This is a genomic window from Paenibacillus sp. V4I3, from assembly GCF_030817215.1.
Lineage (GTDB): Bacteria > Bacillota > Bacilli > Paenibacillales > NBRC-103111 > Paenibacillus_E.
In genome coordinates this window covers 4,368,294-4,380,245 of sequence record NZ_JAUSZA010000001.1, presented here as the reverse complement: position 1 = coordinate 4,380,245, position 11,952 = coordinate 4,368,294, and the positions used below count along the sequence as shown (strand labels likewise).

8 protein-coding genes are annotated in these 11,952 nt (G+C 47.6%); all 8 read right to left on the bottom strand.

What is annotated here, in order from left to right; translation table 11 throughout:
• Positions 1-7 precede the first annotated feature (7 nt).
• Positions 8-739 carry a peptidylprolyl isomerase gene (locus QFZ77_RS19955; RefSeq protein WP_307442097.1) on the bottom strand — a complete coding sequence of 244 codons (732 nt, stop codon included), beginning with the start codon at positions 737-739 and terminating at the stop codon, positions 8-10.
• 96 nt (positions 740-835) lie between these two features.
• The gene (locus QFZ77_RS19950; RefSeq protein WP_307442096.1) at positions 836-3,394 is read right to left on the bottom strand and encodes a transglycosylase domain-containing protein; all 2,559 of its coding nucleotides are present in this window, start codon (positions 3,392-3,394) and stop codon (positions 836-838) included.
• Positions 3,395-3,538: 144 nt separating this feature from the next.
• A complete protein-coding gene (gene hfq, locus QFZ77_RS19945; RefSeq protein WP_307442094.1) occupies positions 3,539-3,778 on the bottom strand; it encodes an RNA chaperone Hfq in 240 nt (79 codons plus the stop codon).
• 64 nt (positions 3,779-3,842) lie between these two features.
• Positions 3,843-4,811 (bottom strand): tRNA (adenosine(37)-N6)-dimethylallyltransferase MiaA, encoded by a 969-nt coding sequence (gene miaA / locus QFZ77_RS19940; protein ID WP_307442093.1) that lies wholly within the window; start codon positions 4,809-4,811, stop codon positions 3,843-3,845.
• A complete protein-coding gene (locus tag QFZ77_RS19935; protein WP_307442092.1) occupies positions 4,805-5,581 on the bottom strand; it encodes a class I SAM-dependent methyltransferase in 777 nt (258 codons plus the stop codon). The genes miaA and QFZ77_RS19935 overlap by 7 nt, the downstream gene beginning before the upstream one ends.
• 4 nt (positions 5,582-5,585) lie before the next feature.
• Entirely contained in the window at positions 5,586-7,622 is a 2,037-nt protein-coding gene (gene mutL, locus QFZ77_RS19930; protein ID WP_307442090.1) for a DNA mismatch repair endonuclease MutL, read from the bottom strand.
• Positions 7,623-7,627: 5 nt separating this feature from the next.
• Positions 7,628-9,064 (bottom strand): S41 family peptidase, encoded by a 1,437-nt coding sequence (locus QFZ77_RS19925; protein WP_307442088.1) that lies wholly within the window; start codon positions 9,062-9,064, stop codon positions 7,628-7,630.
• A gap of 79 nt (positions 9,065-9,143) precedes the next feature.
• A complete protein-coding gene (gene mutS, locus QFZ77_RS19920; protein WP_307442086.1) occupies positions 9,144-11,771 on the bottom strand; it encodes a DNA mismatch repair protein MutS in 2,628 nt (875 codons plus the stop codon).
• Positions 11,772-11,952: the final 181 nt, after the last annotated feature.

Here is an 11,952-nt window from a genome sequence, read left to right as displayed (position 1 = left end):
TGATATTCTATTTTTCTTTAATGGCGATTGCGTTAATCGTTACTTTTTCTTTTGGCTTGCTTGGTGAGGATTCGCCACCCATCTCAACAGGTGTTTCTGCAATTTTAGCTATTGTTGCCATGCCCTCTGGTGTCACTTTGCCAAAAATCGAATAGTTAGGTTGTGGATTTAAACTTTTCGCACAATCTTCTCCCGAACAAATGAAAAACTGACTGCCATTCGTATTGGGGCCAGAATTCGCCATCGCGACAATGCCAGGTTCATATTTATGCGAAGTTTTCAGCTCATCTGCAAACTTATAGCCGGGACCGCCTCTGCCTGTTCCAAGTGGATCTCCTGTTTGAACCATGAACGTTTTGATAATGCGGTGAAACGTCACATTGTTATAAAAGCCTTCTTTGGACAGGAACACAAAATTGTTAACGGTCTTCGGAGCTTCCTTTGCAAAAAGATCTATGGTAAATGTTCCCTTGGACGTTGTTACTTCAGCTTGATAAGTTTTGTTCGGATCGATCGTCATATCTGGCGCTTTGCTCCATTGCTTAGGAGCTGCAGTTGGCGATGCCGCTGGGGATGCTGCAGAAGAAGCAGCAGGTGCCGTAGCGCCGCTCTTAGGTGTTGCTGTGCCGCCGGCAGATTCAGTAGGCTTGTTGCCGCAGGCCGATACGAATAAAGTTAACGCGATCAACGTGAGCGGGAGAAGCTTTGTTGGTTTAAGCATGTTGAAATGCAAGTTCATTGAAAATTCCTCCGTCAATAGTATGTAGGTTTAGTGTGGGACCCGCGGAATGCGGGTCTAGTATCGTTTTACTCAGCAAGATTGAGCTAAAAAATACTATAACTTCGGCACAATAATCGGTCCCCCGTCTTGCTTGCCATCCTTCGGCTTTTCCTCTGAACCATCAACCGGCTTATTAGCCGGAGATGGGGTAGGGGTAGCACTTGGACTGATGCTGGAACTTGGAGTCGGACTTGCGCCAGGCTTATTGGTGCTTCCTGGCGATGGCGTAGGCCTCGTACCCGGTGAGAGCGTTGGCTCTAATGGATCCTTACCAGGTGATGTGGACGGCGAGACCGATGGTGAAGGTGACGGCTTGGTACCGTCAGGAAGTGCGCCATCCTTCGGTATTTCGACAGAAGCTACATTGGACTTGGCTCCCTCAGTATTTGAATCCAAATTAATCGGTACAACGTAATATTGATATGTCTCTCCGCTGTTCATGGAGGAATCATCAATACCAGCTGTTGGCGTTTGGATCAACATCTTCGGCTCTGCTTCACTAGCTCCTTTCCGGAATATTTGATATGCGATCTTTTCACCCAGCGATGTCCATGTTAGTTTAACCATCTTTGTTTCAGATACGTATAAAGCTGTTAAATCCGTAATCCCTTTTGGCGGTTCCGTTAAATTAGGCACGCTATCAGGCTTCACGAAGTTCGTCACAGGTCGACCTTCCAGCGACTTCGACATTACTTCCTTAAAGATAGCCGACGGGCTTCCGCTGCCGATTGTAACATAGTGCTTCGCATCTACTTTATCAAAGCCTTCCCAAACGGCTGCTGTCCACTCCGGCGTATAGCCGACAAACCAAACATCACGATCATATTGTTCAATGCCCTTGATGTCCAGCCCAGTTGTACCCGTTTTGCCGGCTACAGGACGATTGAACTTCGCTTTGGTACCAGTACCCCCTGGTTCTACAACGCCCTGAAGCAGCAACGTCATATAGTAGGCTGTTTTAGGTTGGATAACTTGTTTCTTCTCTGGTTTATAAGCGACGATTTCTTTATCATGCGCATCCGTAATGCGTAGAATCGCATGCGTTTTATTTTGCAATCCTTGGTTAGCAAAAGCTGTGTACGCTGTCGCCATTTGCAATGGAGAAACGCCATCCGTAAGTCCGCCCAATGCTATGGATAGGTTATTATCTTTTTGCTCATTGATGGGCGCGCCAATTTTTTTAGCAAAGGCTCTGGCCTCTGGTATGCCAATTTGATCTAATAACCAAACAGGGGCCAAATTATAGGACTTTTTAACCGCCTCAAACATCGGTACTTGCCCATGCGTCACACGGTCATAGTTACGGGGGGAGTAAGTCCCGTTACCAAAAGACGTCTGCGTGTCATCCATCATGGAGTACGGAGTATACTTCCCGCTTTCCAGCGCTGGACCGTAAGCCGCTATTGGCTTGAACGAAGAGCCTGGTTGTCTTTTGGAATACACTCGACTGAAGCCTCTTTGTTTGTAATCCCGGCCGCCTATCAATGCCATCAACCCGCCTGTTTTGTTATCCACAATAACCATGGAGCTCTGAATCTTTTGGCCATCAGAAGCATCCTTCTGGAAAAAGCTTGGATTCGCATAAGTCTGCTCCATCACTTTTTGCGCTTTCGGATTCATTGTCGTATAGATGCGGTAGCCTTTAGTCAGCAATTCATCTTCTTCGATGCCATACATACTTTCAGCTTCATCTACAACATAATCCAAGAAAGTCGCGTAATCTTTCGTGCCTTGACTAGCCGTTGCAGGCGGAGCGTAATCCACAGCTGCTGCTTTCGCACGCTCAGCCTCTGTAATATAGCCTTGATCGGTCATCAGCTTAAGAACAACAGCACGGCGTTCCTTTGATAAGTCCGGATGCTGCAATGGCGAATATCTCGATGGCGCTTTTGGCAAAGCAGCTAGCGTTGCCATTTCCCATACCTCTAATTCGTTCAGGTTGGATTTTCCGAAATACACCTTGGCTGCCGCTTTAATGCCATAAGCGTTACTGCCGAAGAAAATACGATTTAAATATTTTTCAAGAATTTCATCCTTACTAAACCGTTCGTCCAAAGCAAATGCGATCGACATTTCCGTCCCTTTACGAAAAGCTGTTTTTTCGGAACTCAGGAACACATTCTTAGCGAGCTGCTGGGTAATTGTACTTCCACCCTCTACAGCGCTCATATGAATAATATCTTTGACAAGCGCACGCCCAATGGATCTTAAATCAACGCCCGCATGCTCGTTAAACCGACGATCTTCCGTTGCAATGAAGGCTTGCTTTAATCGCTCCGGAACATCTTTGATATTCACACTTTCTCGATTTTCACCTTTATAGATTTTACCAATTTCCGTTGCAGTCTTATCTTTTCCTTCTTCTTGCGCGTAAATGAGCGTCGATTCACTTGCCGTATCAATCTTATCTATGTTGTTATCGAGAATCTTAAAGCCGTTCATAATAACGACGATATAAATACCCATTGCACAAATTATAGCCAGAATGGCAGCAATAATCGAACCCATTATAAATTGACGAACATTAAATCCCTTTTTTTTCGAGCCTTTGTTGCTTCCTTGTGATTTCGTCTTTGTATTCGCAGTTGTTTTCTTGTTCGTAGGTTTCTCCAAATCCATCGACTCCCTCGTTGTTCATTTCTCTATTGTAGTAACCAACAAAAGAACAACCTTAAACAAGGTTGCTCCCATAAGTATCTATTCGGTTAGACGATTCAGTCCATAAAAAAGTTGCAAAACAAAACATACGAGTACGGATTATTCCGAAGCTTCAGCAGCCGCCATTAAAGAAACAGGTCGTTGCGGCGTAAAGGTAGAGATGGCATGCTTGTAAACCATTTGTTGACGGCCTTCACTGTCAATGATGATCGTGAAGTTGTCAAAAGCGCGAATTAGTCCTCTGATTTGAAACCCATTCGTTAAATATACGGTAACGGGAATGCTTTCTTTACGTAGTTGATTAAGAAAATTGTCCTGAATATTAATGGATCTGTTCATCAGTGGTCCCCCTTAATGGAATGAAACTATCGCCAGAAGGCGCTATTTTCTATTGGTGTATTTGTTAATTATATTCAATTTTATGTACAAACTTTCCTGCTAGTATATCATTAATAATTTGGAAATGGGCAGAAAAATTTGCTGATTCCGTCACATCCACCCAATGAATGTCTTTCATATGCCGAAACCATGACAATTGGCGCTTGGCAAATCGGCGCGTATCACGCTTGAGCAGTGTTACCGCTTCCTCTAAACTCAATTCGCCTTCCAGATAACTGACGATTTCTTTATAACCGAGAGCTTGCATGGAAATCGCTTGCTTTGGACAGCCTGCGGCTAGGATCGATTGAACTTCCTCGATAAGCCCCTCCTGCATCATCGCGTCGATACGTTCCTCAATACGCTTGTACAGCTGTGCCCGATCCATGGTCAGTCCAATGATACATAGTTCGTAGGGAGACTCTTTTTTCTGGGACGCCAAATGGGATGTCATCGTTTCACCTGAGATATAGTAAATCTCAAGAGCTCGTATTACGCGTCTACGATCATTGGCATGAAGTCGGTTAGCGCTCTCAGGATCAATATCACGCAGCTTCTGATGCAGCGCCTCGTCCCCATGCTCAGTGGCGTACGCTTCCTGCTCTTGGCGGAACACTTCATCCATACTAACTTCCGTAAATTGATAGTCGTAACACACAGACTCAATATAAAGGCCTGTACCTCCAACAATAAATGGAAGCTTCCCACGCGAATGAATGTCCAGAATCAGAGCCTTTACACGCTCTTGAAACTCCGCTGCCGAAAAGGGATAGGAAGGATCATGAATATCAATCAAATGATGCGGAACAAGCTTCTGCTCAGCTTCACTCGCTTTGGCTGTTCCAATATCCATACCTTGATACACCTGCATGGAATCTCCGGAAATAATTTCACAGCCAAACTTCTGAGCGACTTCTAAACTTAACTTGGTCTTACCAACTGCCGTGGGACCTAGTAGCACGAGTAATTTCGGCTTGGCTGATGGGGCTAACACAGTCGAATCACTCCATACGTTGTTTTGGTCGTCGATCGCAATATATGCTCGAACCCGAGCCGGGCAAACTCTTTACTGTCTCTGTTTTCTTTGAGCACAATGCTCTTGCGTGCAACTCTTTTAGCCTCTTCGATAGATGCCATAGTGACAGCTTCATCATTCGCATTGCGTCTAAGATGAGAGATCGCTTGAGATTCCTCAATCGGACTGCGAAACATCGGATCAAAATAGACAACATCTACGCTTTGCGATGCCAATTGCTGCAAATACGCGAGGTGATGAGTCTTTCTTACCGTGATACGCCTCATAGCCTCGTTAAGCTCGGGAATTTCCGATTCATAAACGGCTAAACCTTCTTGAATCAGCATAGCTGGAATCTTTTCGCTTTCAAGTGCCGTGACGCTTCCCTGTGGGCCCACAGCAAAGGAGAACACGATAGAGTCCGACGCTAAACCTGCTGTACAATCCACGATATGATCGCCAATTCCTGTACCGGAAGCCTCAATTAATAAATCGGTCTCGCCTCGCTGCATACGTTTGACACGAACGAGGGCCATACTTGGATGAAAAAAATACGCAGGTTGGTCATCTCCATAGTACCTGATCTCATCCCTGGTCACAAGCAGGAGGGAATCATCTTTATAATTATTCCTAAGATGTTCCAAAGAATACTTTCTTCGGGGCACGACTCGGCCGTCATACACAACAGCCAATCGCGCTGCTTTGTCCAATAAACCACTGGACGGATTATACGAAGTTGTCACTAACACGGGTTTACATCACTCTCTTAAACATTTTTTCCAGTTCATAAGTCGTAAAACTGACGACTATTGGCCGTCCGTGGGGGCATGTGTAGGGATTACGGCAGCCTGATAGACGGTCGATCAGCGTTTCCATCTCAAGAACACTTAGTCCTTGATTCGCTTTGATCGATGCTTTGCAAGAGCACATAATAGCCGCCTTTTCTCTTAGTTTGGCGATGTCTACAGCTTTTTTCTCACTGAGGACCCACTCACACATGTCTTCAACGATTCCCTTCTCTTCTCCCGAAGGAAACCAGTGTGGATGCGCACGGACGAGAAACGTATTCCCTCCAAAAGCCTCCATATACACGCCTGCCTGCTCAAAAAGAGACAGCTTCTCAGCAATAATCCCTGCTTCTGAAGGTGTAAACTCCAAAGTAATAGGAACGAGTAATTCTTGGCTTGCCTCAGCAGGATTGCCAAAACGCTCGTAATAATATTCATAATTAATTCGCTCATGCGCAGCATGTTGATCAATCAGGAACAGGCCTTCTTCGTTTTGGGCGACCAAATAAGTGCCATGCATTTGACCGATCGGGTCCAATCTTGGAAAAGCGGGAAGCGTGGGAGCCTCACCTTCCTGTTTGGAGGGCAGTAGGTCCATGAACGCTTCGTTCGTCCGGCGCTGCTGTTGAATGGACATACTTCTGGGATTGCTTCCAGCAGTAGATGTGTAGCTGTTGTTTGATGGCGATGATGGACGGCTCGAATACGAAGTTCCAGAAGTTGCAGGGGCTGTCGAGCTTCTTTGCGGCTCTACGGCTGGTGGCCGGGAAATTGACACCGATTCTGGTCGATACGATGTTCCAGCCTCCTTCACTTGCGGCAAAACCGTGCTCTCTGAATCCACGGATACACGTTGTATCGTAGAATCAGGAAGCGGTATAGGTATCGCAGATGAAGCTGCCGGAGTAGATGCGCTTGAGCCAGCTGCTGGCTCAACCGTTCTTGTCAGGTCCAGCTGTTCCTGTACGTATGCGCCCTTAGGCGCTGCAGGCTTCATCCCTTGCGGGATCAGCACCTGCCTTCCAAATAGCCGCTTCACTTCGGCTTCGATTAACGCGGTTAGCTCCGCTTCTTTACTGAAGCGGACCTCAAGCTTAGATGGATGCACATTCACATCCACTAAGGCAGGATCCATCCCGATGTGAAGAACAGCCACCGGGTAGCGATTGATTGGCAGCAGGGTGTGATATCCCTGCAGCAGCGCTTGATTCAGCGCGAAGTTGCGCACGTAACGGCCATTCACAATGGTCGAGATGCCGCCACGGTTCGCGCGGGTCATTTCGGGCTTCGCCACGAAGCCCGTGATCGTATAATCCAAGCTTTCCACTTGGATAGGAAGCATTTGCTTGCCAATTGCCGTACCGTAAATGCCGGCGATGACCTGTAGCAAGTCTCCGTTGCCCAACGTTTGAAGCAGGAGATTGCTATTATGTTTCAACGAAAAGGCGATACCAGGGTGAGCCAGCGCTAATCTATACAAATAATCAGAAATATGGCCAAGCTCGGTCTGGATCGTTTTCATATATTTTAACCGCGCCGGTGTGTTATAAAATAATTCCCTCACCGACACCTCTGTTCCGCGTGAAGCAGCCGTTTCTTCGACACTGCGAATCGTGCCGCCTTCAATGGAAATTTTCCGCCCTAGTCCATCGTTCGTAGAGCTAGTGACGCACTCTAGCCTAGATACGGACGCTATGCTCGGTAAAGCCTCGCCACGGAAGCCTAAAGTTCGTATCGAGAATAAGTCTTTACTTGTTGAGATTTTACTCGTCGCATGACGCTGGAAAGCTAATTCGCAATCTTCCAAAGCCATTCCAGAGCCGTTATCGGACACCCTAATCAGCTGAAGACCGCCCTCTTCAATCGTCACATCAATCCGAGTACTACCGGCATCCACCGAGTTCTCGACGAGTTCTTTCACCACAGAAGAAGGTCGTTCAACCACTTCCCCTGCAGCGATTTGGTTCGCAATATGTTCGCTTAAGAGCTGGATTTTGCCCATAATTCTTAGTTCCCCTTTACAGCACGGATGGAAACATTCTCCCCTTGATCCTTCACTTGCAGCTGTGGAAAATAATCATCGAAAAGATCAACATTGACGTAGCTAGTCCCATTTTCAATGATTAGCTTGTCAGCCTCTACAGGAATGGCATGCGTTCCTTTATTATCGGAAATATCGACTGTGCGTGTCGCCTCGTTCCATGTAATCGTAGCGCCAACAAGTGCCGCTAGGCCGCGCGTTGATGCATATAATTTTCCGTTTTCACGGAAATTACCGAATCCACTTCCTATTTCCACGCCATTATAAGTCACACTGTGCTTGGAAATCTCAACGTTAATGTCTGTGATCCCAACTGTCTGTAGAGCGGTAATCAGTTGGGCAGAAGCCCCGTCCACCTTAATGTCCGGTGTGATCCCAACTTTGTTCACTTTACGCTTATTCGGCGTTAAGTACTCTTCAACCGTCACTTTCAGCGCACTGTCTTTATCCAATTGATAAAGCTGTTGTACACTTCCTTTGCCATACGTTTGCATACCGATCACTTTGGCAACATTGTAGTCCTGCAGAGCGCCTGACAGCACTTCCGAAGCGCTTGCGCTATACTCATTGGCTAAAATGTAAACAGGAATAGACAATTCCGTTCCGCCCGTGATCAACACCGGATCATCCACACCATTGCGGTCTCTTGTATGAATCAGAACGCCTTCTTTGACAAAATGCTTGGCAATGTTCTGAGCCGTATCCACAAGACCTCCTGGATTATTACGAACATCTAGTATCAAAGATTTCAAACCTTTTGCCTGCAGATCCGTAAGTTGTTTACCAAAATCCTCGTCCGCATCGCTTGAAAAATCCGTTATTTGAATGTAACCAACACCATTCGTAAAGCTCTTGCTATACACTTCAGGTACATTGATCCCTTTACGAGTAATCTCGACGGTTAATTCTTTGTCGCCGCGTTGAACGGTAACTTTAACTTTCGTCCCCGCTACACCAACGATTTTGTTTCTGACATCATCAATAGAGGTTGTAGAAGCAGGAGCCCCATCCACGGCACGGACATAGTCATCACGCTGCAAGCCGGCTGATTCAGCAGATGAACCTGCAAAAACCTCGGATAAATACACGCCTTTGTCATCAATTCCGATTCGAGCGCCCATGCCAACATAATTATTTTCTAAGGAGCTGGAGAACTGACCGTACTCTTCTTGGCTGAAAAAGACGGTATATGGATCTTTCAGACCTTCTACCATTTGCTTAATGCTTTGATTAGCTAGCGCTTCTTCCGTTACACCACTCACATGCAGCTTGCCAATGATTTCTCTGACTTGCTGTGTTTGTAAATCTTCTTGTGCCAACGCATTCAAGGGGAGAACCGTCATAAGAGCCGACGCCAGTGCTAGGGTAACCTTCATTGTTTTCATTCTTGGTTGATCTTTCATGTGCGTCTCTCCTCGAATATATATGATTAGGCTGTAATGTTGCAAAAATGCTGCGAAACCAAAGAACGTACGAAACAAGCTATTGCAGCTTTTGCTTCCATTCATATACTAAATTGAGCGCCTGCAGAGGCGTCATATTAATTAAATCTATCCCTTTCAGCTGATCAAGCACCAGCTGAGACTTGCCGTCAGGCTGCTTCTTCTTGACGGCCGTGTTTGCCGCGCTGTCCTCCGCGAAGAGGGACAGCTGCTGTACGGGAGCTGCCGCCGGTTGGACGGCAGCCGTCGTTGCGGCGATCTGCGCAGCGCCCGCCGCCCGCTCTTCAAACCCATTCAGCAGCTCATAGGAGCGCTGAATGATAGCATCGGGCAGCCCAGCGATTTCGGCACAGTAGATGCCGTAACTCGTACTCGCTGCCCCGGGAATGAGCTTGCGCAGGAAGGTCACCTGCCTGCCGCTCTCTTTCACAGCCATGCAATGATTGCGCAGATGCACGAGGCTTTCTTCCAGATGCGCAAGCTCGTGGAAATGCGTCGAAACGAGCGTCTTGCAGCCGATACGGTCATGCAGGAACTCGATGACCGCCTGCGCAATCGCCATCCCTTCCCCGGTCGAGGTGCCGCGGCCAAGCTCATCGATGATGACGAGGCTCTTGCTCGTCGCCTTCTCGGTCATCACTTGGATGTCCATCATCTCGACCATGAACGTACTCTGACCGCCGATCAGATCATCGGCAGCGCCGATCCGCGTGAAGATGCGGTCGGTGACCGGAATGCGCGCAGATCTGGCAGGTACGAAACAGCCGATCTGCGCCATCAGGCAGATCACGGCGACCTGCCGCATATATGTACTCTTACCGGCCATGTTCGGTCCGGTAATAAGCAGAATGCGGCCCTCATCTAGCAGCAGGCTCGTTTCGTTCGCGATGAACGAGCCGTCTTGAATGACCGCCTCCACCACAGGGTGGCGGCCTTCTTCAATCTCGAGATCGAAGCCTTCGCCGATCTCCGGCTTGCGGTAGTGATGCGCCGCGCTGACCGTGGCCAGCGACTGATAAACGTCGGCGGTAGCGATCACTTCCGCCAGTTTCTGTAATCTGGAGATATGTTCAGAGATCCGGTCGCGAAGCTCCGTGAACAGCTCATACTCCAGATCAACCATTTTATCCTGCGCTTCCAGAATGAGCGCTTCTTTCTCTTTGAGCTCCGGCGTTACGTAGCGCTCGGCATTCGCAAGCGTCTGCTTGCGTTCGTAGCGGCCTTCCTGCAGCGCGGACATGTTCGCTTTGGTGACCTCAATAAAGTAACCGAACACTTTGTTGTAGCCGATTTTGAGCGACTTGATCCCCGTCGCCTCCCGCTCCTGACGCTCGAGCTCAGCGATCCACTGCTTCCCGTTCTTACTTGCTTCCCGGAGTTGATCCAGGTATGGCTGGTAGCCTTCGCGGATCATTCCGCCATCCCGAATGGATACAGGAGGCTCGTCCTCAATGGCGCTAGCAATCCACGACATAACATCTTCACAGGCATCCATATTTTCGACGAGTTTGCGAAGCGTCTCGGAGCCGGAAGCTGCACATACTTCTTGAAGCAGCGGAACCTGCTGCAAGGAGTGCTTGAGAGCGATCATATCGCGAGCATTCGCATTCCCGTAGGAAATACGTGCAACTAAACGCTCCAAATCGTAGACTTCCTTCAACGCTTGTTTCACATCTTCTCTGATAATGAGCTGATTGTAGAGTAGATTGACAGCTTCCAGACGCTCTTCGATGCGTGATACGCTCATGAGCGGCTTTTCGATCCATCGGCGCAGCATCCTAGCGCCCATCGCTGTTACTGTTTTGTCCAGCAGCCAAAGCAAAGAACCTTTTTTCGCGCGTTCACGTACCGTTTCTACGAGTTCAAGATTTCTACGCGTAAAAGGATCCATCGTCATGAATTGATCGGACTCATATACTCTGATATGCTTCACGTGGGTCAATGCTCGTTTTTGCGTTTCTTTTAAATAAGCAAGCAGCAAGGCAACACCTTGACGGTTCAAAGCGGATAAAGCAAGCAGTGCGGCATCCTCAGCAAAATGCTCATCCAGCAGCTTTTCATCCGCTTGCGTCCATTCCGTAAGCACCGTACTGCGCCCCCAAGTGAGGCCAGTTTCCCGAATTGTCGTTAATAAGTCCTTATCCGTAATGATCTCCGAAGGGTTGTAGACATTGAGTTCATCTACGACGAGTTCCCATGAGTTAGAAAGCTGTGTTGTATATAACTCCCCCGTTGAAATATCACATGCCGTAAAGGCATAACCGTGTTCCTGACTCACTAGGGAAACGATGTAATTGTTGCTCGATTCGCCTAACAGCTTGCTATCCATAACGGTCCCGGGCGTAACGATACGAACAATCTCACGCCGCACGACACCTTTGGCTTCAGCGGGGTCTTCAACTTGTTCGCATATGGCGACTTTATACCCTTTCTCGATTAACCGAGACATGTAATTGTCCGCCGCGTGATGAGGGACACCGCACATAGGGATTTTCTCGTCGCCGCCGCCTTCTCTACCTGTTAACGTAATCTCCAACTCTCGTGAAGCATTGATCGCATCATCAAAAAACATTTCATAGAAATCACCCAGACGAAAAAACAAAAAAGCATCCGGGACTTGCGCCTTCACGGCCAAGTATTGCTGAATCATCGGCGTATATTGGGCCACCTTGCGTTCCTCCAACCAATCACTATATTCATTGTCAACATCTATGAAACTACCAAACTTCATTTTCATAAGTGTGCAAAAAAGAATTTGAAGCTTCTAAAGACTCTTATCTCAACAGATACGCTCCATTTTCCAATGATTTCTCGATATAAGAGCCCCTAAAGACTGCTATCCATCAACT